The sequence below is a fragment of the Elizabethkingia bruuniana genome, assembly GCF_002024805.1.
Classification (GTDB): Bacteria; Bacteroidota; Bacteroidia; order Flavobacteriales; family Weeksellaceae; genus Elizabethkingia; species Elizabethkingia bruuniana.
In genome coordinates, this window is sequence record NZ_CP014337.1 from 3,617,075 (window position 1) to 3,640,852 (window position 23,778).

Here is a 23,778-nt window from a genome sequence, read left to right on the forward strand (position 1 = left end):
TTATTATGAATAAAATAGCCATCTAAAGTACAACTTTTGCGTCAAAGACCATACCGTAAACTCAATATATAACATGATTTTTATTGCTATTATTCACATTTTTTGAGGCTACATTTAACTTTATGCATTATCATTTATCTTAACTATTATTAAATTTATTTATTTTTATCTGTAACAAAATCACAATCTCGTTTACTAATTATTTAGTTATAAAATTTGATATGAAAAAACTCTTAACTCTTTTGTTCTTCATGGCAACCTTTTTCTTGTTTGCGCAGAAGACTATTTCCGGAAAAGTTTCGGATACAAGTGGCAACGGAATTGCAAGCGCAAGTGTCACTATCGAAAATCCAGATAACCCTGTAATTATTGCTTACGGAATTACCGACAGCAAAGGGAATTACAAAATTGTTTTCAACACAGATTTATCCAAAATCAATATAAAGGTTAAAGCATTCAATCAAAAACCACAAACTAAAGAAGTTAGCAACCAGGATCAGACTGTCAATTTCAGCCTGGCATCTGATGTTACCGAGATAAAAGAGGTGGTACTAAAAACTAAACTCATTACAAAAAGAGGAGATACAATAGCATATGATCTTAAAGCTTTTGCCAATAAAAACGACCGTGTTTTAGCAGATGCTCTAAAGAAAATCCCAGGTATCGACGTTAACAAAGACGGAACCATTTTATACCAAGGTGAGCCACTTAATAAATTCTATGTCAACGGGAAAGACTTAATGGAAGGAGGCTATGGCACTATCAATAATTCCTTACCTATCGATGCCATTGGTAAGGTAGAAATTATGGAAAACCACCAGCCGGTAAAAATACTTCAGGACAAAGTTCCGAGTGATCGTGCTGCGATCAATATCAAATTAAAGAAATCTGTAACCATGACTGGCCGAGGAGAAATAGGATTAGGCGCCTCTCCTCTTTTATGGAATGTAAAATTAACACCAATGCTCTTTACCGATAAGATACAATGGTTGTTTAATTACAAATCCAATAATAATGGTGATGCCGTAGAAAACGAAGGAAACATATTATCTTTCGGAGGTCGTTATGAAGGTATCAGAAGAAATATAACTCAAAATAGCTGGTTGAATGTAGATAATTCTGATGCCCCTAATATTCCGCAGAAAAGATATTTAATGAATAGTGTTCATTATCTGTCCGGAAATTTATTAACCAATCTGAATAAAAATAAAGAATGGGAATTCAAAGCCAATGCCAGCTATACTAACAATGCTGTAGAAAGAGAGTCATATAATGAAACACAATACATACCTCAGTTTAACCAAGGAGCAAAAGTAACAAATGCAATTAAAAACAACTTTTACACAGATAAAGTAAAAGGAGAAGTTATCTTTACTAAAAATGCTAAGAAAGGCTTCTTTAAAAATACTACAACCTTCTCCCAGTTCTGGAACGGAGATCGTGCTGTTATTGACAGAAGTATTAGTCAAAGCTCTGGATTTATTGCGAATCCTGCCAATGAAGCTTTGGAATCACCTACAACAAGTTTCCAAAACTCATTGAGTACTATTATCCCTTGGAAAGAAAAATTAATTAATGTCAGATCTTTCATCAATTATCAGACTGACAGACAAACACTTCGTGTAGATCCTATCAAATTTACAGACAGACAGTCTTTTGATTCTTTAGGGAAGCCTGTTTTCACACCTATATTTTCATATTCACCTAACGCAAAAATTGCTGAGCAATATTTAAGAACTAAAACTTTTGAAACCAATAATGCTGTAAATGTTAGTTTCTCTGCTAAAAAATGGACATTCACACCAGAAATTGGTATCTCATATATAAGCAATAAATTGAATACAACTCTGTTTGGTGTAGATAACAACGGATATAGAGAAAATTATGGAGATAAATATTCCAATAATTTGGAATTCACCAACACAACTCCAACAGCTTCTACCCAGATTAATTATAAAGGAGCAAACTTTAGTATGTATCTAACGCTTCCTGTCAACTTTAATAATATTAAAGCAACAGATCCTGCAAGAAAGGTAGCAATCGATCTTCAAAAAACTACATTTGAGCCTAGTTTATTTGCCCAATATGAATTTGCATCGTTTTGGAAAGCGTCCGTTAGCGGAAATATTAATTATAATTTCGGGACTATTAACAGTGTATATGCTGGTTATATATTACAAACTCCATCAAGCCTTATTGCAACAGCCGCAGATGGTGTTTTATCCCAAAACAGAGTACAGTCATCGGGAGCGAGAATAGAGTATAGAAATCCTTTGAATAACTTATTCTTTAATATACGAGGCAGCGTTTCCAATACCAGAAATAATCTTATGGCAAACACTTCTTACAACGGAGGGAATGTAACACTTGCATATATAGTTAGGGATAATGATATTAATACTAACTCACAAAGCTTCGAGGTTGGTAAATATTTCCCTAAATTTAAAACGAATGCTTCTGTAAGTTTTACAAATAGCAACAACAAGTCTTTAAGCTTAAGCGATAATATTCTTCAGCGTTCTAAAAACAACAATGAAAATATAGCATTCAAATTTAACAATGCTTACTTCAGCTGGATGAGTTTAGATTATACAATGAGCTATGGATGGGGAAATAACCTATATACAACACAAGGAAGAGAGACAACTGTAAAATCTAATAACTGGACTCAAAATCTAAACTTAATATTCTACCCTATCGAGAATCATTCAATTGGACTTAACTGGGATCAGACAAATTTCTCCCAAGGTGGACAAAGTTTTCAAAACCCATTCTATGATCTAACGTACCAGTATACATGGGCTAAAAAGAAGATAGATTTTGAATTAAAGTGGCTAAACATTGCCAATACAAAGATATATGAACAAATAGGCAACAGCTCTATTGGAACTACATACAGAAGAATGTATATCCGTCCAAGCCAGATTATGTTTACGGTGAAATTTAATTTTAAATAATTTTGAAGCCTTGTATCTTGTCTGAAAAAAAATGTTTTTTATCTTTGTTCCATATACTGATTATTAATTAACTAAAAGCATTTAAACTATCCTATGAAAGGGATTTTGAAAATCTACCATCCGGAAGAGATCCTTAAGTACAATATTAAAAGTAGTTACTGCAAGGCAGTCTATAGTAATAAGCAAAACTTCCTGGAAGTAGAAATCATTACGGATGATGATCTGGATCACGTTGATGACGACTCTTTGCAGTATAACTTTCCACAGCTTTCTTTAAGCATTTCGGACTTCCCTATTGATACAGACAAACTTGTAGGGCAAACATTCAATGTGAATGATTCTGAAGAAGAAACCTATTGTGGTGTAAATTTATATGATGACGAAGATGCCTTCATTCATGATAATGAGTTAAAATTCTCGAAAGATGAGAATGGAGACCTTCAGTTAATCTGGCAAGGAAATATAGATGATTTTTATACTTTTTCGGACGAACCAATTGCCTTTAAGCTAAAATGTCACTTTAGACAAGATACTTCCGAGGCAGACGACGAATAAGAGTAAAATTTAACTTTTCCGTAAACAAGTATTCTAATATATTGTTCTCAACAATATCTATAGGAAACTTGCGTTTTAAAATTTAAACAAATTCATTAATGGCATTTTTAGAAATATCAACCATATTGCAGGCACATACTCAGGTGGCGGCAACAACCCAGGAATTTTCTTTCTGGAAAATAATGTTCCACGGTAATATATTTGCCAATGTGGTAATGATAACCGTTTTATTACTGGGTATATTCTCTTTTTACCTGTTCTTGGAAAGATTCTTCTTTATTAAAAGAATGTCTTCCAATACCGATCCTAACCTTATGAGAAATATTGAAGACTTCTTAAAAGATGGAAAGGTAGATGCAGCGATAGATTATTGCTCCCGTCAGGACTCTCCTGAAGCTAGAATTCTGGAAAAAGGACTGTCCCGTATCGGCCGGCCGGTATCGGATATTGTAAATGCAATGGAAGGTCAGGGGCAAGCTGAGGTTGCCAACATGGAAATGAATCTTAACTTATTAGCAGCAGTACCAAGTATCGCACCTATGTTAGGACTTTTAGGTACCGTAATCGGGATGATCTTAGCCTTCTTTAACTTGTCTAACTCTACAGGTTCTTTCTCTCCGAAAACTCTTTCAGAGGGTATTTATACAGCATTAGGACAAACAGCTACGGGTCTTGCAGTGGCAATCCCGGCTAACTTCTTCTATAACCTGTTGTTGACAAAAATTGACAAATTCATTCTGAAAATTCAAAACTTGTCTGCAGAGTTCTTAGATATCATCAACAAACCTTTGTAAGAATATCATGAAAATTTCAAGAAGAAATAAAGCAAATCCTGAATTCAGTTTGGCAGCAATGACAGACGTTATATTGCTACTTCTTATATTTTTCATGATCACCTCTTCTGCAGCCAATCAAAATGCAATAGATGTGAAGCTTCCTAAAGGAGAAAGCGAGGCAATGGATATTCCTAATCCGCTGTCTGTAAGCATTAAACCGGATGGATCTTATTTTATAGATGAAAAACAAGTACAAAAAAACGAACTGGAGAGCCTTATTGTAAACAGATTACAGAATGTAACAAGTCCTTCTTTTACAATAAGAGCCGATAAAGACTGCTTACATAAAGATGTAGTTTTCGTTATGGAAATTGCAGAAAAGCACAAATACAACATTGCGATAGCCACTACTACAGAGGCTGAATAAACACAAAAGATGAGTTATTTCTCAGTAAATAAAAAGGAAGAAAAAAAAGACAAACTAAAAAGTGCTGTAATAACCACTATAGTTTGGACTACACTCCTGCTTTTTATTGCACTCTATTCTGTTAAAGTAAACCTCCCGAAAGAAGCTGAAGTTATTAATACAATGCTTGTAAACTTCGGTGATAACCGCAATGGTAATGGAACAGAAGAACCAAAAGAACAAGAAGGCAGCTTCGCTCCTTTGGAAACCAAACCTGTTGTAGAAGAAGAGCCCGTTAAAGAAATTGCAAAGCCAGAACCACCTCTTGAGGCCAAAGAGAAAATTATTACAGGTAAAAATGAAAAAATACCTGTTGCCAAAGTAGAAAAGGCAGAGAAAAAAACGGCCACTAAGTCTTCTGTTAGAGAGACTAAAAAAAGCGACGCTAAGAAAACCACTACCGGAAATACAAAAGCTGAAGGCCCTAACAAAAAACAGGGAGCAAGTGGCGATGGAAAAGGAACCGCAGCTATAGGAAACCTACTAAAAGGACGCGGAACAAAAGATGGTTCTCAGGGTGACGGCGGAAAAGCCGGAAACGCAGGCGATCCTTTAGGCGGCGATGGTAATGGTGACAGCAAAATTGGTGTCGACAGAAAACTTACCGGCTACATTCCTGGCACCATGGGCCGTGGTGGAGCTCAACCCGTGCATTCGTGCAAAGCATCAGGTTCTATTACACTTGCCTATACTGTAGATAAAGCCGGAAATGTAATATCTGTAAGACGTTCAGGAGGTATTTCAGACCCGTGTATCGTTTCTACTTCTATCCAATGGGTAAAACAATATGTAAAAGCTGAAAAAGCTAATTTTTCTTCTACCGGAACATATCGCATCACTTTCTAAACCGATGAAATCATCATGACAAAATCAGAATATCAAGAAGCCTTAGAATGGCTTTTTGTACAAATGCCTAATTATCAAACGGACGGTATAAAGGCTTATAAACCTGGACTTGATAATATTATCCGACTTTGTGAATATTTTGGAAACCCGCAAAAGGAACTCAAAATGATTCATATTGGTGGTACCAACGGAAAAGGATCTACCAGCAATATGCTGGCATCTGTATTACAGGAAGAGGGCTATAAAATCGGATTATACAACTCCCCTCACCTTATTCATTTCACAGAAAGAATAAAAATAAACGGAAAGAATGCAAACGATGAGTTTGTTTACGATTTTATTCAGAAACTGAAGAATCTTCCTGAGGACATAAAGCCTTCATTCTTTGAGTTTACAACCATTATGGCATTCGAGTACTTCCGTCAGCAGAAAGTAGATTATGCTATTATAGAAGTAGGCCTTGGAGGCAGATTAGATGCAACTAATATTATCTCACCTATACTTACAGCTATTACCAATGTTGCGCTGGATCACACCAATATTTTAGGCAATACAAAAGAAGAAATCGCTACAGAAAAGGCCGGAATTATAAAAGCTGGAATTCCTGTTGTTTCTGGCGATGAAAACCCGTCAGTAAGGAATATCATCCAGCAAAAGGCAAACGAGCTTAATGCTAAGTTTATAGACGCTACAAACCTGATTTCTGAATTAGATTCCGATTTAAAGGGAACTTATCAGAAAAATAATATAAGAGCTGTTCTGACATTAGTCGAAGAACTACGCCTTCAGAATATTTCTATTTCGGAAGAATCTTTAGAAAAAGGTCTTTTGCACGTTCACAAAAACACAAATTTTATTGGTCGCTGGTTTGAGTTTTCTCAAAGTCCTCTTACCATTTGCGACACCGGACACAATCAGGCAGGATTGGAATATGTATTCAATCAGTTAAAAACTTATTCCCAGTCAAAACATATTGTTCTTGGCTTTGTAAATGATAAAAATATAGACGATGTAATTCCTTTGCTTCCAAAAAATGAAAAATTTTATTTTGTGAAACCATCTATTCACAGAGGAAGAAATCCTCAGGAATATGAAAACCTCATCCAAAAAGAAAACTTAAACTATCAGATATTCAACGATGTACAGTCAGGTTATTTAGCTGCTAAAGAAAATTGTATTCCAGACGATATGATATTTATTGGCGGAAGTAACTTTGTTGTTGGAGATTTTTTAGAAAAAAATTTGGCAATTCACGAATAAGTTGTATATTTGCACCACTCAAAAAGAGAAAACAACTCTAAAAGAGGGTTCTTAGCTCAGTTGGTTCAGAGCATCTGGTTTACACCCAGAGGGTCGGGGGTTCGAATCCCTCAGGACCCACAAAAGGTTCGAAATCCTTTAAAAAATTCGGGTTCTTAGCTCAGTTGGTTCAGAGCATCTGGTTTACACCCAGAGGGTCGGGGGTTCGAATCCCTCAGGACCCACAAAAAAACTCTCAGTTTTCTGAGAGTTTTTTTTATGCCTTAAATATTATCACTCAAAATTTCTAACCTATCTTTTCTTTATTCTACTGAATATATTCGAAGCCTCTTAAAACGAAAAGACGGGGGTAACAAAAAACTCCCAGTTTCCTGAGAGTTTTGCTTATTTCTTTATTTTATCTATTATTTGTTGTATTTTCAGTTCCTCCAGGCATGCCCAGTCACCGCGGTAACATTCTTTATCTCCAAAGACAGAGCAAGGTCTGCAAGTCAAATCTTTCACTCCAACCACATCTTCTTCTTTTTGACCATATCCAAGAAATCCTGCATATGGATGCGTTGCCCCCCATACAGAAACCACTCGTGTCCCGACCAGAGACGCAAGGTGCATATTAGCAGAGTCCATAGATATCATTACCCGAAGTTTGGATATCATATTTAATTCGTCAGAAAGGCTTAGTTTACCGGCTAAGGACGTTGTATTAGGTATTTCTTTCTCCCATTTGGACAGAACCTCCACTTCAGACGCTCCACCTCCAAAAAAGTAAATATGCTCACTTTTTGCAAGCTCCCTGACAAGTTCAAAAGATTTTTCAAGAGGCATCATTTTGCCTCTATGCTGAGCAAATGGTGCAAAACCTATTCCGGATTTATCTTCAACTAAAGGTCTTAATGTATGAGAAAGATTTACAGAATACCCCATAGAGCGCAAAACATCTGCATATCGTTCAGTTGTTTTCTTCAACTGGTGTTTATTCAGATTCCATACATCGGTAAGCTCTTCTTTATCCTCTTTTCCTTTATTAATCTTATAAACCTTAAAACCTCTTCTCTTAAAGAACAGGTAAAGAATTTTAGATCTGATCACATCATGCAGATCTGCAATAAAATCGGGATTATATTTTTTCAGAAGTTCTTTGGCCAGCTTTCGCATACCAAGAATTCCTTTATAGTCGTCTATATTAATTCCAACAAATTCAATTCCTTCGATCCCTTCAAAAAGCCCCGAAAAGCCTTTTCTGGAAACCATTACAATACGAACGTCCTTATTTTGTTCGAGAAATTCCCGAAAAACTGGTACAGTCATCGCTACATCTCCAAATGCAGAGAAGCGGTATGCTAAAATAGTTTTCAACTTTTTAACTGAAATGCAACTGCGTAAAATTTAATTTGCTTGGTCATTGCCATCAGTCCGTTTGCACGAGATGGCGAAAGAAACTCCTGAAGACCTATTTCTTCAATAAATTTAAAATCGGAGTCTAGAATTTCTTGTGTTGAATGGCCACTGTATACCTGAGTAAGCATTGCTACAATACCTTTAGGGAGTATTCCATCGGAATCTGCCTGAAAGAATAATTTACCATCCTTAAATTCAGCATCAATCCATACTTTGGACTGACACCCTCGAATAAGGTTCTCGTCGGTCTTTTTATCCTCAGATAATCCTTTTAATTCTTTACCCAAATCAATGATATATTCATATTTCTGCTCCCAGTCCTCCAGGAAAGCAAAATCATCTACTAAAGCCCTCTGTTTTTCTTGAATTGTCATTATTAAAATGCTTTATGCAAAGGTAAAGATTTTGGAAGAAATGATCATAAATCTACTTTTTTACCTTTTTCTGAAGAAGGTAATAAACCTGAATGAAACAGATTATCGCATTGGGTATAATAATCGGCCAAAGCATTCCTCTGTAAATACCATAAATTACAAAGCAAATACAACCTGCCAGATTAATAAGTCTGATTTTTAGTACGTCTTTCGGTATAAAGCCCAGAACTATTAGTACTGATGCTAAATAACCTACAATTTCAACCCAGCTTTCATTCATAACGAATATAATTTTGGCGCAAACCTAATAAACAATTCGCTTAAAATCAAATCTTTTTGTGCCATAACGGCACATTTTTTCTTTGGTAAGATGTTTGCAAATTTCAATTACCTGAAAAACTTCTATAACAAAACAAGAACTTTTTCAGAAATAACTTTTAAATTAGTATACATTTTAAAATCATGGAATATCAATTCTCAAAAGGGATGAACCAAGTGTTCAACAATAGCCGTAATGAGGCCAAGAGATTGCAGAGTGAATTCCTCAATACTGAACATCTATTATTGGGTATTATAAAGTCTGAAAACTCTTCCGCATACGCTATTCTTGAGGATTTCAATGCCGACTTAACACAAATAAGAAGAAAGATTGAAAGCCTTAATATAACTAGTAACAACCCGAATGCTATGGTAACGGAAAAAATTCCGTTAACTAAAATGGCAGACCAGGCTATTAAACGTGCAGCGCTTGAATGCAGATTGTATAAATCTACAGAAGTGAATACTGTACACCTGTTACTGGGTATTTTGTATAAAACCGAAGATCCGACAACCAGCATTCTGGAGTCTTACGACATCGATTATCAAGCTGTGTCCAAGCATTATAAATCTATGCTAAAGGAAAACGGCGATTTGCCTAAAAATCAGGCATTCGATGATGACGAAGACAAAGATGATGCGTTCAGTCAGATGAAGAAACCTTCCGGAAATCTGGGAACAGGTAAAAGTAAAACTCCGGTTCTTGATAACTTCGGTAGAGATCTTACCGGGCTGGCAAGAGACGGAAAACTGGATCCTGTAATCGGCCGTGAAAAGGAGATTGAGAGAGTATCTCAAATTCTTTCCAGAAGAAAGAAAAACAATCCTCTTCTAATCGGTGAACCAGGAGTAGGTAAATCTGCTATTGCTGAAGGTTTAGCACTAAGAATACACCAGAAAAAAGTATCCCGTGTATTATTTAATAAAAGAGTAATCACTCTGGATCTGGCAAGTCTTGTTGCAGGAACTAAGTACAGAGGACAGTTTGAAGAAAGAATGAAGGCTATTATGTCTGAGTTGGAAAAAAACAGAGATGTAATTCTGTTTATTGACGAACTTCATACTATTGTTGGTGCCGGAAGTTCTACAGGATCTCTGGATGCTTCAAACATGTTCAAGCCTGCTTTGGCAAGAGGCGAAATCCAATGTATTGGTGCTACAACTCTGGACGAATACCGTCAGTACATCGAGAAAGATGGTGCTTTAGAGCGTCGTTTCCAAAAAGTAATGGTAGAACCTACCACTATCGAAGAAAGTATTCAGATCCTTAATCAGATCAAAGATAAATATGAGGAGTATCACAATGTAACTTACACTGATGATGCTATCAAAGCTTGTGTTAATTTAACAGCAAGATATATTACCGACCGTTTCCTTCCGGATAAAGCAATTGATGCTTTAGACGAGGCCGGATCTCGTGTCTATATCAAAAACATGAAAGTTCCTACTGAAATCATCGAGTACGAAAAAGCGATAGAAGAGGTAAAAGAGCAAAAACAGAAAGCTGTAAAAGCACAGGACTATCTTGAAGCCCGCAAGCTTAAAGATGAGGAAGAGCGTCTGCAAATCGAACTTAACCTTGCTCAGGAAAACTGGGACAAAGAGGTAAAAGAGAAGAAAGAAGTTGTTACCGAAGAGAATGTTGCTGAAGTAGTATCTATGATGAGTGGTGTTCCGGTAACCAAAGTAGGCAAAAACGAGCTGGATAAACTTTCCCAGATGGATGCCATGCTTAACGGCAAAGTTATCGGTCAGGAAGACGCCGTTCGCAAAGTTGTAAAAGCAATTCAGAGAAACCGTGCCGGACTGAAAGATCCAAACAGACCTATAGGAACATTTATTTTCCTTGGTACAACTGGTGTTGGTAAAACAGAATTAGCCAAAGTAATGGCGCGTGAACTTTTTGATTCAGACGAAGCGCTAATCAGAATAGACATGAGTGAATACATGGAGAAATTTGCCGTGAGCCGATTAGTAGGAGCGCCTCCGGGATACGTAGGTTACGAAGAAGGCGGGCAGCTTACAGAGGCTGTACGCAGAAAGCCTTATGCTGTAGTTCTTCTGGATGAGATCGAAAAGGCTCACCCTGATGTGTTCAATATTCTTCTTCAGATTCTGGATGAAGGACATGTTACCGACAGCTTAGGCAGAAAAGTAGATTTCCGTAACACTATTATCATCTTGACATCCAATATCGGAACCAGAGATCTTAAAGATTTCGGTGATGGTGTAGGATTCGGAACTTCTGCTAAAAAGTCTACTTCAGACAGCAGAGCCAGAAGTACAATCGAAAATGCCCTTAAAAAAGCGTTTGCTCCAGAGTTCCTAAACAGAATTGATGATATTGTTATCTTCAACTCTCTTGAAAAAGATGATATTAAGAAAATCATTAGTCTGGAGTTAGGTAAATTGTACAGCAGACTGGAAAAACTTGACTACCATGTTGAGCTTTCCGAAGAAGCTACAGAATTCATTGCTGAAAAAGGCTGGGATAAAGATTTTGGTGCCCGTCCGTTGAAGCGTGCAATTCAGAAATACATAGAAGATTTGCTGGCTGAAATGCTTGTAAACAAACAGATGAAAGAAGGCGATAAAATCACTCTTAAGGTCAATGAGGCCAAAGATGCTCTGGAAGCAGAGAAGACTCCTAAAAAGAAAGAAAAAGAGCCTAAAACTTCATAAAAACAAGATCCCTCAGAAAATTCTGAGGGATTTTTTATTTGTTCTATAAATTCAAATTATTAATAAAGCTTTATTCCAGATCTAATCTCGGAGAATTATTATATATCTCTTTAGCTTTATCAATCCAATCCTTTCTCTCTTTCGCCGTTTCAAAGCTAACAACTTGTGCAGTCCCATAGACATTTGTGTTATATCGAATGGTATTTAGTTTAGTTTTTGTAACCTTACTAATCTTTTTAGAATCTGGTATTAATATTTCTCTATTTTTCCTTTTAAACTGAGTTAACTTAAAATAATAATTCTGTTTATCATCATAAAGAATATATACAAGCCCCGGTAGTCCTGTAAATTTGTATGGAAAGAAGTTCAATGTCAGGTCTTCAGCATACCACGCAGTCCATTTTCTACCAAAGGCAAAACCTTCTGCCTTTCGTATAGTTGTATCATTATATGGTTTTCTGTCGTTTAGTATTTTCCATTTTATATCAGGAGCTTCACTATAAGTATATTTCTTTCCAATTATATTCTCTAAAACAATTAAATTTCCAGACTGATTAATCACTTCTTCATTAAAGGCTGAATTATATTTCAGCTGTCCCATAACGTCATCATTTTTAATTTTACCCGACCGTTTAAGTGAATCCAATACATAATTATTTGTACCGATGAAATAGCTCATATTTTTTTTACTATTCATAAATAAGAGAAACTGTTCATCATTTTTCACTTTGTTTATAGGATATGTCAGACTGTATGCAGCTACAAAATCAAATTTTTCTTTTTGACAATACAAAACAACTGAAAGATGTAGTAATATATATAAAATTATATTTTTCATAAATTATTAAGAAAAGGCAGCAATTCAGCTGCCTCATATTTATATAGTTTTATAAAGTCATACTATCAGGGTGATTGTTGAGGGCCTAACTCCACATTCGTTATAATTAACCTGACTTACTGCTGCTTTAATTTGGTCAACAGTTGCATTGTCTGAAATCTCTTTAGTGACTGTAGTACCACAAGAAGTGGATATTGTCCATTTAGCAGCAAACATTTGTCCGACTCCTAAAAGAATTGCTGAAAATAAAAATAATTTTTTCATTGTTTAAATTAATTTTTAATCGTTAAACGTATTAATAACTGTGAATGACGTCATTATGATTTAAAAAATAAATTCGCGACTTTATATTTTTAAATCAACGATTAAATTTAAATAAAAAAAACACTTAAAATAAATTAATTATTTTAAAATTTACTTATGTTAAATAATTTTTATTATAAAAACAAAAGGCAATAATATTATTTAGCATAATAAAATATGGAAAGCAAAAACCACTGATTAAATCAGTGGCTCTTATTTTTTATTTATATAAAATTATACGCTGGTTAATTCATATCTAAAAGCGGTTCGATGTATTCCCGATTATTACTTAGCCTCGGTACTTTATTTTGTCCACCGAGTTTTCCTCTGCTGTTCATCCAATCATAAAACAAGTTTGATCTGGCGATATGAATTACTGGATGCTTAAGTGTTATATTATTATAACGTTTTGCTTCATAATCTGAATTGACTTTCTTTAGGGTATCATCAAATATGCGGGCAAAAGCTTCTATTTCGGATGGTTTTCTTGAGAATTCTATCACCCATTCATGTGCACCGGATTCGTTTCCGTTCATATATATTGGTGCTCCTGTATAATCTATAATTTCTGCATTAGTATAATCACAGGCTTTTTTAAGAGCAACTTCTACATTATCAATCATCAGTTCCTCACCAAAGGTATTGATATAATGTTTGGTTCTTCCCGACACCTTTATTCTGTATGGGTTGGTTGAAGTAAATTTCACGGTATCACCTATCAGGTAGCGCCATAGTCCACCATTTGTTGTCAATACCATTGCATAGTTCTTTCCGATTTCTACATCTTCAAGAGTAATTGTTTTAGGATGAGATTCTCCAAAGTGTTCCATTGGAATAAATTCATAGAAGATTCCATAGTCCAGCATCAAAAGCATATCATCGGCTCCGGACCTATCCTGAATACCAAAGAACCCTTCGGATGCATTATAAATCTCGTAGTAATTGATATCTTTACCCATCAACTGCTTATATTGATCTTTGTAAGGCATAAAGCTTATACCACCGTGGAAAAACACTTCAAGATTTGGCCATAGTTTACCTATATTGTCTGCATTGGTTTCTTTCAGTAATCTTAGCAACAAAACCATCATCCAGCTTGGCACTCCGGTAAGGCTGCCTACATCCTGGCTTTTAACTTCAGCAGTTATCGCTTTTAGCTTACTCTCCCACTCTCCCATTAATGAAACTTTTCTGCTCGGAGTATTAATGACTTCTACCCAATAAGGCAGATTCTCAATAAGTATGGCTGACAGATCTCCAAACTTGGTATTGAAATCCTGATACATTTCTGAACTTCCTCCCAAGCGAAGGTTTTTATGCTGAAAGAGTTCCGATTCAGGATGGTTATTCACATAAAGTGCAATAAGATCTTTTCCCGCTTTATAATGGCAATCCTCAAGACTTTCTTCTGTGATTGGAATAAACTTACTCTTGGCATTAGTAGTACCCGAGGATTTAGCAAAACGCTTAATTTGTCCGGGCCAGATAATATCTGGTTCACCCTGACGAGCCTTTTCTATATAAGGTTCAAAATCTTCGTAGCTAACAATGGGGATTCTATTTTGAAAATCGCTGATACTGGAAATACTTTTGAAACCATATTTAAGTCCGTATTCAGTATCCTCTGCCAGAAAAAGCTGAGAAAAAAGCACTCCTTTTTGCGTTTCGTAAGGATGAGCAATGAAGCGCTCTATCTGGTCTATTCTTCTCCCAATAAACCAGTTTACCACAGAATTGAAAAGCGCTTTTGTTGCCATAAAATGCCTAAAAAACAAATATAATGTTTTTTAGCTTTTGTAAAGATTTTTTGACAAAGAAAAAGCCATCCTTAAAAAGATGGCTTAAATTTATCATTACAAATAGCTAATTAGCAATATTCGTTGTATGCTGCCTGAAGGTTAGCTGCTATAGCTCCTGCAGGATTACCTTCGATGTGGTGACGCTCTAGCATGTGTACTAATTCACCATCTTTAAATAATGCTACTGCCGGAGAAGAAGGTGGGAACGGAGCCAAAAGTTTTCTTGCTTCTGCTACCGCTTCTGTATCATATCCTGCAAAAGCAGTTGTAAGATGATCTGGTTTTTTATCACCTAATAAAGATGCTATAACACCTGGTCTTGCTGCACCTGCTGCACAACCACATACAGAGTTAATTACTAACAGGGTTGTTCCTTGTTGTTTTATAGCCTCATCTACTGCCTCAGGAGTAGTAAGATCTTCGAATCCGTTGCTGGTAAGTTCTGCCTTCATAGGCAATACTAAATCTGATGGATACATAATTTAATTTTTTTATAATAATTGAAATATCTAATACAAAAGTAAACATATTTTACAGATGTATCAATATACTACATCTATGAAAAATATGCTCAATAGTAATCGGACATTCTGACAAAAAACCCAGAACCAACTCGTAGTTCCGGGTTTAAATCAAACCGATATACAGATTAATGATATCTCAAATTAAATGCTAGCTCATGAATTGAGAAGAAAGAACAGACTTCTTTCCTCTTTTCTTTCATATCTAACTCAATAGTTTTTTAGCCATTTCCGAAATACTTTTCCCATCGGATTTTCCGGCTAATGCTTTGGAGGCTAACCCCATTACTTTACCTAAGTCTTTTGCTCCTTCTGCTCCGGATTCTGCAATAATTTTCTTTATTTCAGCTTCCAGTTCTTCTGTGCTTAACTGTGCAGGTAAGAATTTTTCTATAACCTTTGTCTGAGCTTCTTCTACCTCAGCAAGGTCCTGACGGTTCTGAGCATTGAACTGCTCCATAGAGTCTTTACGCTGCTTCACCATTCTCTGTAGGATTGCAATTTCTTGCTCTGGTGTAACATCTGCTCCTTTTCCGTCGGTTTTTACTAATATTATTTGGGCTTTAATAGCACGCAATGCATCCAGAGCGACTTTGTCTTTCTCTTTCATGGCTGTTTTCATTGCGTCCATTACTTGTACTTCTAAGCTCATTTTATTTTAAAATTTAACAATGTATCAATATAACAGTTTACCAATAATTACTCAGAGGAGGGTTGTTACATTGGTACATTTTTACATTGTTATAGTTTTAGTCTACGTCTTTATTTAAAAAACGGTTTTCACGAAGATTCATCTGTCCTTTGTTCTCGGAAAAGAATGAATTAATAGTATGATCGGAAGCGTTTTCTCCATCAATATTAATGTTCTTTCTTTTGAATGCAGGAATCGTTTCAAAAGCATTTTCAGCCTCAGTATTAACGAATCTGGAGTTAAACTCTTTCAGTTTATTACGACGCTCTTCAATCTTTAACTGATTTTCATTTAAAGGAGCTTTGTTTACAATACTGATTTCTTCTTCGTATGGTTTTTCAACAATAGTAATATTTTCTATTGTTACTTCTGAAGGTGCTTCTACTGGTGTTTGTGTAACTTCAGCTTCTACAACTTCATTAACCTGTGTTTCTTCTATTCTGTTTGCAGGTTCCTGTACCTCAACTCTATCATCAGCAAAGTTGAATGTAAAAGCTACAGGTTTCTCTTCTTCTTCGAATAATTCTCCGTTAAATTGGAAATCCTGAGCCTGACCTTCTTTTGCCTGAGGTTCTCCGGTAAAAGAAAATAGGTTGAACTCGTTACTATCATTCTCCAGTTTCCAGTTCTGATCACCAAAACCTTCATCTTCTTTATCTAAAAACTGAATTTCAGTAGGTGTTTCTTCTACAAAAAACTGTGCTCTGTCTGCACTTCTTTCTACAGAGTTAACCGGAAATTCAGGTCTTGGAGCATCATCTTCATCATCTAAACGAAATAAATCTTTTCCGGAAGTAACAACTTGCTCTTCGGAAGTTTTGAATGGAGATTCTCTTTTTATCTGAGGTGCAGATTTATCTTCGGAAAGGCTGTGTACAATTTTCTCTGTAGGTCCTGAATATTTTTGGTGTTCTTTTGCAAATCCTGTAGCAATAACAAGTACGCTTACAGAATCTCCTAATTCTTCATCAGAACCAACTCCGAAAATGATATCCGCTGTATGACCCGCTTCCTTCTGGATGTGGTCCATAATAATACCGATTTCGTCCATGGTAACTTCTTCGTTTCCACTTCTGATCAACAGCAAAACATTCTTTGCTCCTGTAATTTTATTATCATTCAATAATGGAGAATCTAATGCCTTCTTAACCGCATCTTCTGCTTTGTTCTCACCAGAAGCAATACCGTTAGACATTAATGCTGTACCACTATTCTGAAGTACAGATTTAGCATCACGGAAGTCAATGTTTACATCGAAATAACCGGTAATAACCTCGGCCATTCCTTTTGCAGCATTAGTTAAAACCTCATCGGCTTTTGAGAAACCTGATTTGAAACCAAGGTTACCAAATTGTTGACGAAGCTTATCGTTATTAATAACAATTAATGAATCAACATTATTGCGAAGCTTTTCAAGACCAAGTTCTGCCTGTTCTAATCTTCTTTTCCCTTCGAAGCTAAACGGAATAGTTACAATACCTACGGTAAGGATGCCCATTTCTTTTGCTACTTTAGCAATTACTGGGGCTGCACCCGTACCAGTACCACCACCCATCCCGGCAGTGATAAATACCATTTTGGTATTTTGTCCCATAGAGGCTTTGATATCGTCGATACTTTCAATAGCTGCCTTTTCTCCAACCTCAGGATCTGCTCCGGCACCAAGACCTTCAGTCATGGTTATACCCAACTGTACTTTGTTGGCAACAGGGTTATTGTCTAATGTCTGTGCATCGGTATTACAAATGACGAAATCTACTCCATGAATCCCTCTCTCGTACATGTGCTTCAGTGCGTTGTTACCACCTCCTCCAACACCGATAACTTTTATAATTGATGAATTTCCTTTTGGCAAATCAAACTGAAATCCTTGTACACTTATATTTTCCATTCTTTGTTTCGTTTATATAACGGTCTGCAAAATTTAGCAAACTTTAATGATATTTAAAAAAAATTATTCAACTTCTTCGAAAAATTTTCGAACTTTCTCCATAATAGACTGTCCCAGAGTAGGTTTCATTTTACTCTTGTTTGCTTCTGCTACCGGAGTTTGTGCTACAACTTCTGTCGTATTTTCGGTTACTGTTTCTTTCTTGTCAGTAACTGTTTCGGTTACCTGTTCAACAATCTCAGGTTCCTCAAAAGCTCTCTTATCTCTGATTTTTAAGCTTTCCATCAGAAGTCCGATAGAAGTAGCAAATTCAGGACCTTTTAAAAACTGGTTCTTATCATTCGCTACATATTCATTTGCATAACCGATTCTGGCATCAAATCCGGTTATATAATTGGAAAGCTGACGAAGGTGTCTAAGATTAGATCCGCCTCCTGTAAGTACAATACCCGCAATAAGTTTTTTCTTTTGCTCGTATGCACCATAGCCTTTTAGTTCATTATTTACCATTTCCAGAATCTCTTCTACTCTCGCATTGATAATTTGCGCCAAAGTTTTTAAAGAGATTTCTTTGTCTGGCCTTCCGTGAAGTCCAGGAATGGTAACAAAAGTTGAATCTTTTTCTAACTCGGGAACAGCAGAACCAAATTTTACTTTTAGTTTTTCTGCATGGTTCTCGATGATAGAACATCCTTCTTTAATATCATCTGTAATAATTCCTCCGCCATAAGGAATAACGCATGTATGACGGATAATATTATCTTTAAATATTGCTACATCTGTAGTACCACCTCCGATATCTACGATCGCAACACCTGCTTCTTTTTCTTCTTTTGTAAGAACTGCTTCGGAAGATGCTAATGGCTCTAGTGTAAGAGCTTCCATATCTAATCCGGCTTCTTTTACACAACGTGCAATATTACGGATAGATCCCATCTGTCCAACAACAACATGGAAGTTAGCTTCCAGCCTCTTTCCGTGCATTCCTATAGGTTCCTGAATCTCTCCTTCAGAATCTACTTTGTACTCCTGAGGCAATACGTGAATAATCTCTTCACCAGGAAGCATTACCAGCTTTTTCACCTGATTTTTAAGTTGTTCTATATCGTCTTCAGTAATATATCTATCCGGATGCTCTCGCATTATATAATCGGAATGTTGTAAGCTTCGGATGTGCTTACCGGCAATACCTACTGTAACATTCTTTATTTTCACTCCCGCACTTTTCTCAGCTTCGGAAACAGCTGCCTGAATAGAGCTTATAGTTTGTGAAATATTGTTAACAATGCCCTTATGAACGCCAAGACTTTTACTTCGTCCTACGCCCATTATTTCTATTTTTCCATGGGCATTTTTTCTGCCCACAATGGCTACAATCTTGGTAGTCCCAATGTCGAGCCCTACTGCAAATTCGTTTGTTTCCATCCTATCTCTAATTATTCAGTTTGATTTATTATTTTTTTTCTTTCTTTTTATCTTTAGCTTGTGTCTTTTTGCCCTTTTCCTTTTTGTGCTCGGGCTTTTTCTCGGGAGGAGCTTTCTTCTTTTCCGGGGCTTTTCTATCCGAGACCAATACTGGTCTTGCAATAATATTATTTGGTAATTTCTGAGTTAACAGACTGTCAGCATCAGATTTAAAACCTTTTCGTAATGTTGTTACAATCTGGTTATTATACTTTACCGACACTTGTCTGTACTTCATTGGATCCTGATAGATAAGATACTTTTCAGCAAAAGTTTTAAATCCTTTTAGTTTAAAGTCTACATTTTCCAGATCCCCTAATTGCACCTTGAAGTTTCCTTCATCAGTAAGCAACTCATAATTTCCGCCTTCTTTATTTATTCCTACAAAATATCTTTTGTTGAAATCATCTTTTCCTATTTTAGCAATAAGCTCTGATAGTCCTTTATAATCTTCTTTCGGAATATCCCCTGAAACCAACATACACGGGTATGAGAATTTATCTGAAAGAGGAAATTCTTCGCCATTGCTATCAACATAATATTGCTTCGCACCATTGTTTATTCTCATAAACGGCACTCTTTGCTTTACATCTACATTTAACACTCCGTTCAGGTTAAGATACACATTTGCACTATCTACTGCTTTAAGGGCATTCAATTTTTTTTCTAGTGCGGGTATATCTAAAGTTCCTACTTTTCCTGAGGGGTTACTTTTCTTTACAATACTTTTTACTGTTGCTTCATCTATAAAATATACAGGCGTTTCCTGTGTTAAGTCTATTTTTAGTTTCTGTTCTTTGGTACTGAATCGTTTCAATGAAAAATTGAGTAAAAATGCCAAAAGCACTATTACTACGAAGATTTTTAATATTCTGTATTTATTTTTCATATTCTTTTGAAACGCTCTGCTCCTATTCTTTTTCTTTTCCCATCCATTCCATAATCGGATCGTACAAAGTATCTATATTTCCTGCTCCGACTGTAAGGAGAATATCAAATTCTTTATTTTTAATTTTTTCAAATGCATCCTGAAGGCTGCTTATTTCTTTCTTTTCACTTTTTACTTTTTCCAATAACCAATCAGAAGTCACCCCTTCTATTGGTAATTCACGAGCTGGATATATATCTAATAAGATCAACTCTTCTCCTTTACTCAGACTTTCAGCAAAACCATCTACAAAATCTCTTGTTCTGGTAAATAAATGCGGTTGAAAGACTATTAACAGCTTTTTATCGGGATAAAAGGTTTTTATGGAACCAATTACAGCATTTAGCTCAGTTGGGTGATGGGCATAGTCATCTATATATATTTTCCCATTCTCAAAGAAATGCTTGGTATATCTTCTTTTAATCCCTTTGAAAGATTTAATTCCTTTTTTAAGATCTTCATAGCTTGCTCCCAACTGGTGTACTATTGCTATTGCTACAGTCGCGTTTTCTACATTATGAATTCCTGGTAAATGCCATTCAAAATCCTCAATAGTTTCATCACCGGCATGAAAATCAAATCTAAGCGTTCCTCCTTCCATACGAATATGATCGGAATAATAGTCTGCTTCTTCATTTACAGCATAGGATACTGATTCTCTGCCAATGTCAAGTCCTTTACGGACAAATAACTGCTGATCTTCAGGAACCAGCCCTGCAAAATCTCTGAATGATTCTTCTATTGTATTTTTATCACCATAAATATCTAAATGATCCGCATCCATTGAGGTTACAACTGCCCATTTTGGACGAAGGTTCATAAAAGAACGATCATATTCATCTGCTTCTACAACGGATATATCTGTACCATTGAAAATGAAATTAGACCCATAATTTTCTGCAATACCTCCTAAAAAACCCGAGAAAGGAAGATTCGCAACTTTACATAAGTGTGCTATCAGTGTAGAAGTTGTAGTTTTCCCATGTGTCCCGGCTACGGCTACACATTCTGTAGTTTCAGTAAGAATTCCCAAAACTTTAGCTCTTTTCATTATGATAAACCCCTTCTCTGTAAAGTAGTCTAAAATCTTAAGATTCTTAATTGCTGGTGTAAAAACAATTAATGTATTTTCAGGAGTCAGGTTCTCTTCTACATTAGTTAATACATCATCGAAATTTATTGTTATTCCTTCCGTCTGAAGGGCATTCGTAAGTTTTGTATGCGTTTTATCATAACCCGCCACCTTTTTACCTACAGAATGGAAGTAACGCGCCAGCGTACTCACTCCAATTCCTCCAATTCCTATAAAATAATAGTTTTCGTATGTATTAACATCAGCCATCTGACTTCTTGCTTTTTTTAATTTTTATTGTGGTTAAATCCTGTTTTATTCAATATTTCGTCTACAATTTGCTTTGTAGCTTCTGGCTTTCCAAATTTCTCCAGATTTACCATCATTTCTTTTCTCAGAGCTTCATTTTCACAAATCTGCTCCAGTGTATTCCAGAATTTATCTTTCATTTCTATATCCTTAACCATAAAGGCTGCTTTTTGATCAACCAGACTTTGTGCATTTTTGGTCTGATGATCTTCTGCTGCAGTTGGTAACGGGATCAGTAAGATGGGCTTCACTGCTACTGCAAGCTCAGAAATAGCAATTGCCCCTGCACGGGAAACAATAACATCTGCTGCAGAATAAGCTGTTCCCATATCTTTAATAAATTCATTCAGTGAAATCTGACCTTCAGCACTGCTCAGATTTTGAATTTCCTGATTTTTATTTAGAGCTTCATAATCAAGCTTTCCTGTCTGCCATATCAACTGATAGCCTTTTTCAGTCAGCTTATCCAGATTATCTTTCCATCCGTTATTCAATGTTCTGGACCCTTGACTTCCTCCTACAGAAAGAATGGTTAATTTATTCTGTAATCCTAATTTTTCTTTTGCCGCCTCCGGAGCCAGTTTATCATCTATAATATTCTGACGTATTGGATTTCCAAGAAATTTCACTTCTGTATTTGGAAAGAAACTTTCCATTCCAGGGTAAGCGGTAAATACTGCTTTAGCCTTTTTCGACAGAATTTTATTAGTAACTCCAGGAAAAGAGTTTTGCTCCTGAATAAATGTAGGAACTCCTAACTGAGAGGCTGCCCATAAAGCGGGCCCACTTGCAAAACCTCCGGTTCCGATAGCAAAATCGGGTTTGAAGTTTCTGATAATTTTCTTTGCTTTAGAAATGCTACTCAGTAACCTGAATGGCAGTTTAAAGTTTGATAAAATATTGCCTCTGTCGAAACCTGCAATATCCAGTCCTTCAATTTTAAATCCGGCCTGTGGAACTTTTTCCATTTCCATCTTTCCCAAAGCTCCGATAAACATGAACTCTGCATCCGGAAATCTTTTTTGAATTTCCTGAGCAATAGAAACCGCCGGAAAAATATGTCCTCCGGTTCCTCCTCCGCTTAATAATACTCTAGGCGATGTCATTTATTTCTTCTACTGTTTGTTTTTTACCCATTCCTTCTTCTTCATTAGTCAGAATTCTTGAGCTTACACTTAATATAATTCCTAACTGCAGATAGGTCACCAACATGGATGTACCTCCGTAGCTAATCAGTGGCAATGGCTGCCCTGTAACCGGAATAAGATTTACTGCCACCGCTATATTTACGGATAGCTGTACAAAAATCATAATTCCTAATGCCAATACCAGCAAAGAACCAAAGAACATTGGAATCTTACTGGCGATCATTACAATCCTTACAATCATAATGAAATATAATGTGATAAGTATTGCTGCTCCAATAGCGCCATACTCTTCTACAATAATTGCAAAAATAAAATCGGATACAGACTGTGGCAAAGTTTGTTTTAATGCACTTTTACCGGGCCCCATTCCTATAGCACCCCCATGTACTATCGCAGCTTTCGCCTGCATTACCTGATAGTTTTTTGCTTTATCCTCTTCGGTTAAAGCTTCATCTTTTTTCTTGCTAAATGCCTCAATACGACTCTTCCATGTATGTACACGGTTTCCGCCAATAAGATTAGTATTGAGAGCAACCACAAGGAAGATTCCTGCAAATATTCCCAGTGCCCCGGAGAAGCCTACAATATACTTCAACGGAAGCCTGCCCAGTGCCATAACGATTAAAGACACAAACATGATCATTAATGCTGTGGAACCATTATCCTTTGCTACAAGACCAAACACCAATAGTGTAGGTCCGAACAGGTAAATAATATTCTCTATTGGCAACCTTTCCCTAGTGATCTTTTTTGTCAGATATCTGCAGATGTATATGATTAGCATTAAATAAGCAAATGTAGACGGCTGGAAAGATATTGGCGTACCAGGTATCTTTAACCAACGAGATGCACTGGCTCCATCGATTTTCTGCCCCGTAAATGTGGTTAGTAACAATAGAAAAACGGTAATTCCGAGTAAAATACTACTCAGCTTTCCGATATATTCATACTTAACAACCCCTACAAGACGCATAATTCCTAATCCCAGAAGTACAAAGAAAATATGCTTGATTACGTGACCGGTTGTAGTACCATTATTCACAATATATTCCAAGTTAGAACTGGCTGAATACACAGGAAATATGGAAAAAATGGAAATCAAAATGATAACCATCCAAAGGACTTTATCTCCCTTCAGAAATTCAAATTTGTTATCGTTATTATTTTCCATTTTACGTTTGC

Annotated in this window: 21 protein-coding genes and 2 tRNA genes; 9 read left to right on the plus strand and 14 right to left on the minus strand. The window is 36.1% G+C overall.

The features are described from left to right. The first annotated feature begins 221 nt into the window (after positions 1 to 221). From AYC65_RS16955 to AYC65_RS16990, 8 genes are all read left to right on the plus strand, one after another. The gene (locus AYC65_RS16955; protein ID WP_034870878.1) at positions 222 to 2,957 is read left to right on the plus strand and encodes a carboxypeptidase-like regulatory domain-containing protein; all 2,736 of its coding nucleotides are present in this window, start codon (positions 222 to 224) and stop codon (positions 2,955 to 2,957) included. Positions 2,958 to 3,050: 93 nt separating this feature from the next. Further along, entirely contained in the window at positions 3,051 to 3,512 is a 462-nt protein-coding gene (locus tag AYC65_RS16960; protein ID WP_034870877.1) for a hypothetical protein, read from the plus strand. 98 nt (positions 3,513 to 3,610) lie between these two features. Next, positions 3,611 to 4,306: a MotA/TolQ/ExbB proton channel family protein gene (locus AYC65_RS16965; protein WP_034870876.1), complete on the plus strand. Its 696-nt coding sequence runs from the start codon at positions 3,611 to 3,613 to the stop codon at positions 4,304 to 4,306. 7 nt (positions 4,307 to 4,313) lie between these two features. Continuing rightward, the gene (locus AYC65_RS16970; RefSeq protein WP_034870875.1) at positions 4,314 to 4,715 is read left to right on the plus strand and encodes an ExbD/TolR family protein; all 402 of its coding nucleotides are present in this window, start codon (positions 4,314 to 4,316) and stop codon (positions 4,713 to 4,715) included. A gap of 9 nt (positions 4,716 to 4,724) precedes the next feature. Beyond that, complete coding sequence (locus tag AYC65_RS16975) at positions 4,725 to 5,600, plus strand: energy transducer TonB (RefSeq protein WP_034870874.1); 876 nt, start codon at positions 4,725 to 4,727, stop codon at positions 5,598 to 5,600. Positions 5,601 to 5,615: 15 nt separating this feature from the next. Next, positions 5,616 to 6,860 (plus strand): bifunctional folylpolyglutamate synthase/dihydrofolate synthase, encoded by a 1,245-nt coding sequence (locus AYC65_RS16980; RefSeq protein ID WP_034870873.1) that lies wholly within the window; start codon positions 5,616 to 5,618, stop codon positions 6,858 to 6,860. Positions 6,861 to 6,905: 45 nt separating this feature from the next. Then, a tRNA-Val gene (locus tag AYC65_RS16985) sits at positions 6,906 to 6,980 on the plus strand. 29 nt (positions 6,981 to 7,009) lie between these two features. Further along, positions 7,010 to 7,084, plus strand: a tRNA-Val gene (locus AYC65_RS16990). A gap of 160 nt (positions 7,085 to 7,244) precedes the next feature. Here the strand turns inward: AYC65_RS16990 and AYC65_RS16995 are convergent. From AYC65_RS16995 to AYC65_RS17005, 3 genes are read right to left on the minus strand one after another with little or no spacing between them, the layout of a single operon-like run. Then, entirely contained in the window at positions 7,245 to 8,216 is a 972-nt protein-coding gene (locus AYC65_RS16995) for a glycosyltransferase family 9 protein (protein WP_034870872.1), read from the minus strand. Further along, on the minus strand, positions 8,213 to 8,632 hold the full coding sequence (locus AYC65_RS17000) for a SufE family protein (RefSeq protein WP_034870871.1): 420 nt from the start codon (positions 8,630 to 8,632) through the stop codon (positions 8,213 to 8,215). The genes AYC65_RS16995 and AYC65_RS17000 overlap by 4 nt, the downstream gene beginning before the upstream one ends. Positions 8,633 to 8,684: 52 nt before the next feature. Beyond that, a complete protein-coding gene (locus tag AYC65_RS17005) occupies positions 8,685 to 8,912 on the minus strand; it encodes a hypothetical protein (RefSeq protein WP_009090305.1) in 228 nt (75 codons plus the stop codon). A gap of 182 nt (positions 8,913 to 9,094) precedes the next feature. On the opposite strand from AYC65_RS17005, the gene AYC65_RS17010 reads away from it, so the two are divergent. Further along, positions 9,095 to 11,632: an ATP-dependent Clp protease ATP-binding subunit gene (locus AYC65_RS17010; protein ID WP_034870870.1), complete on the plus strand. Its 2,538-nt coding sequence runs from the start codon at positions 9,095 to 9,097 to the stop codon at positions 11,630 to 11,632. Positions 11,633 to 11,702: 70 nt separating this feature from the next. On the opposite strand, the gene AYC65_RS17015 is transcribed toward AYC65_RS17010, so the two are convergent. From AYC65_RS17015 to AYC65_RS17065, 11 genes are all read right to left on the minus strand, one after another. Then, the gene (locus AYC65_RS17015; protein WP_078674596.1) at positions 11,703 to 12,470 is read right to left on the minus strand and encodes a GLPGLI family protein; all 768 of its coding nucleotides are present in this window, start codon (positions 12,468 to 12,470) and stop codon (positions 11,703 to 11,705) included. A 57-nt stretch (positions 12,471 to 12,527) separates the two neighbouring features. Beyond that, the gene (locus tag AYC65_RS17020; RefSeq protein ID WP_034870869.1) at positions 12,528 to 12,734 is read right to left on the minus strand and encodes a hypothetical protein; all 207 of its coding nucleotides are present in this window, start codon (positions 12,732 to 12,734) and stop codon (positions 12,528 to 12,530) included. Positions 12,735 to 13,018: 284 nt separating this feature from the next. After that, a complete protein-coding gene (locus AYC65_RS17025; protein WP_034870868.1) occupies positions 13,019 to 14,530 on the minus strand; it encodes a GH3 auxin-responsive promoter family protein in 1,512 nt (503 codons plus the stop codon). 110 nt (positions 14,531 to 14,640) lie between these two features. Continuing rightward, entirely contained in the window at positions 14,641 to 15,051 is a 411-nt protein-coding gene (locus tag AYC65_RS17030; protein ID WP_009090298.1) for a BrxA/BrxB family bacilliredoxin, read from the minus strand. A 247-nt stretch (positions 15,052 to 15,298) separates the two neighbouring features. Next, positions 15,299 to 15,745, minus strand: a complete 447-nt coding sequence (locus AYC65_RS17035; protein ID WP_034870867.1) for a GatB/YqeY domain-containing protein — start codon at positions 15,743 to 15,745, stop codon at positions 15,299 to 15,301. A 97-nt stretch (positions 15,746 to 15,842) separates the two neighbouring features. Then, positions 15,843 to 17,675, minus strand: coding sequence for a cell division protein FtsZ (ftsZ, locus tag AYC65_RS17040; protein ID WP_034870866.1), 1,833 nt, complete (start codon positions 17,673 to 17,675; stop codon positions 15,843 to 15,845). 63 nt (positions 17,676 to 17,738) lie between these two features. Continuing rightward, positions 17,739 to 19,100 carry a cell division protein FtsA gene (gene ftsA, locus AYC65_RS17045; RefSeq protein ID WP_034870865.1) on the minus strand — a complete coding sequence of 454 codons (1,362 nt, stop codon included), beginning with the start codon at positions 19,098 to 19,100 and terminating at the stop codon, positions 17,739 to 17,741. A gap of 28 nt (positions 19,101 to 19,128) precedes the next feature. Then, a complete protein-coding gene (locus AYC65_RS17050) occupies positions 19,129 to 20,028 on the minus strand; it encodes a cell division protein FtsQ/DivIB (RefSeq protein WP_034870864.1) in 900 nt (299 codons plus the stop codon). A gap of 22 nt (positions 20,029 to 20,050) precedes the next feature. Then, positions 20,051 to 21,409, minus strand: coding sequence for a UDP-N-acetylmuramate--L-alanine ligase (gene murC, locus AYC65_RS17055; protein WP_034870863.1), 1,359 nt, complete (start codon positions 21,407 to 21,409; stop codon positions 20,051 to 20,053). 17 nt (positions 21,410 to 21,426) lie between these two features. After that, complete coding sequence (gene murG, locus AYC65_RS17060; RefSeq protein ID WP_034870862.1) at positions 21,427 to 22,554, minus strand: undecaprenyldiphospho-muramoylpentapeptide beta-N-acetylglucosaminyltransferase; 1,128 nt, start codon at positions 22,552 to 22,554, stop codon at positions 21,427 to 21,429. Then, a complete protein-coding gene (locus AYC65_RS17065) occupies positions 22,541 to 23,767 on the minus strand; it encodes an FtsW/RodA/SpoVE family cell cycle protein (protein ID WP_034870861.1) in 1,227 nt (408 codons plus the stop codon). Before AYC65_RS17065 ends, murG begins: the two co-directional genes overlap by 14 nt. Positions 23,768 to 23,778: the final 11 nt, after the last annotated feature.

Bases quoted from the DNA above. Each gene is read 5' to 3' on its own strand.
- AYC65_RS16955 (WP_034870878.1), top strand. From the start codon at position 222: ATGAAAAAACTCTTAACTCTTTTGTTCTTCATGGCAACCTTTTTCTTG.
- AYC65_RS16960 (WP_034870877.1), top strand. From the start codon at position 3,051: ATGAAAGGGATTTTGAAAATCTACCATCCGGAAGAGATCCTTAAGTAC.
- AYC65_RS16965 (WP_034870876.1), top strand. From the start codon at position 3,611: ATGGCATTTTTAGAAATATCAACCATATTGCAGGCACATACTCAGGTG.
- AYC65_RS16970 (WP_034870875.1), top strand. From the start codon at position 4,314: ATGAAAATTTCAAGAAGAAATAAAGCAAATCCTGAATTCAGTTTGGCA.
- AYC65_RS16975 (WP_034870874.1), top strand. From the start codon at position 4,725: ATGAGTTATTTCTCAGTAAATAAAAAGGAAGAAAAAAAAGACAAACTA.
- AYC65_RS16980 (WP_034870873.1), top strand. From the start codon at position 5,616: ATGACAAAATCAGAATATCAAGAAGCCTTAGAATGGCTTTTTGTACAA.
- AYC65_RS17000 (WP_034870871.1), bottom strand. From the start codon at position 8,632: ATGACAATTCAAGAAAAACAGAGGGCTTTAGTAGATGATTTTGCTTTC.
- AYC65_RS17005 (WP_009090305.1), bottom strand. From the start codon at position 8,912: ATGAATGAAAGCTGGGTTGAAATTGTAGGTTATTTAGCATCAGTACTA.
- AYC65_RS17010 (WP_034870870.1), top strand. From the start codon at position 9,095: ATGGAATATCAATTCTCAAAAGGGATGAACCAAGTGTTCAACAATAGC.
- AYC65_RS17015 (WP_078674596.1), bottom strand. From the start codon at position 12,470: ATGAAAAATATAATTTTATATATATTACTACATCTTTCAGTTGTTTTG.
- AYC65_RS17020 (WP_034870869.1), bottom strand. From the start codon at position 12,734: ATGAAAAAATTATTTTTATTTTCAGCAATTCTTTTAGGAGTCGGACAA.
- AYC65_RS17025 (WP_034870868.1), bottom strand. From the start codon at position 14,530: ATGGCAACAAAAGCGCTTTTCAATTCTGTGGTAAACTGGTTTATTGGG.
- AYC65_RS17030 (WP_009090298.1), bottom strand. From the start codon at position 15,051: ATGTATCCATCAGATTTAGTATTGCCTATGAAGGCAGAACTTACCAGC.
- AYC65_RS17035 (WP_034870867.1), bottom strand. From the start codon at position 15,745: ATGAGCTTAGAAGTACAAGTAATGGACGCAATGAAAACAGCCATGAAA.
- ftsZ (WP_034870866.1), bottom strand. From the start codon at position 17,675: ATGGAAAATATAAGTGTACAAGGATTTCAGTTTGATTTGCCAAAAGGA.
- ftsA (WP_034870865.1), bottom strand. From the start codon at position 19,100: ATGGAAACAAACGAATTTGCAGTAGGGCTCGACATTGGGACTACCAAG.
- AYC65_RS17050 (WP_034870864.1), bottom strand. From the start codon at position 20,028: ATGAAAAATAAATACAGAATATTAAAAATCTTCGTAGTAATAGTGCTT.
- murC (WP_034870863.1), bottom strand. From the start codon at position 21,409: ATGGCTGATGTTAATACATACGAAAACTATTATTTTATAGGAATTGGA.
- murG (WP_034870862.1), bottom strand. From the start codon at position 22,554: ATGACATCGCCTAGAGTATTATTAAGCGGAGGAGGAACCGGAGGACAT.
- AYC65_RS17065 (WP_034870861.1), bottom strand. From the start codon at position 23,767: ATGGAAAATAATAACGATAACAAATTTGAATTTCTGAAGGGAGATAAA.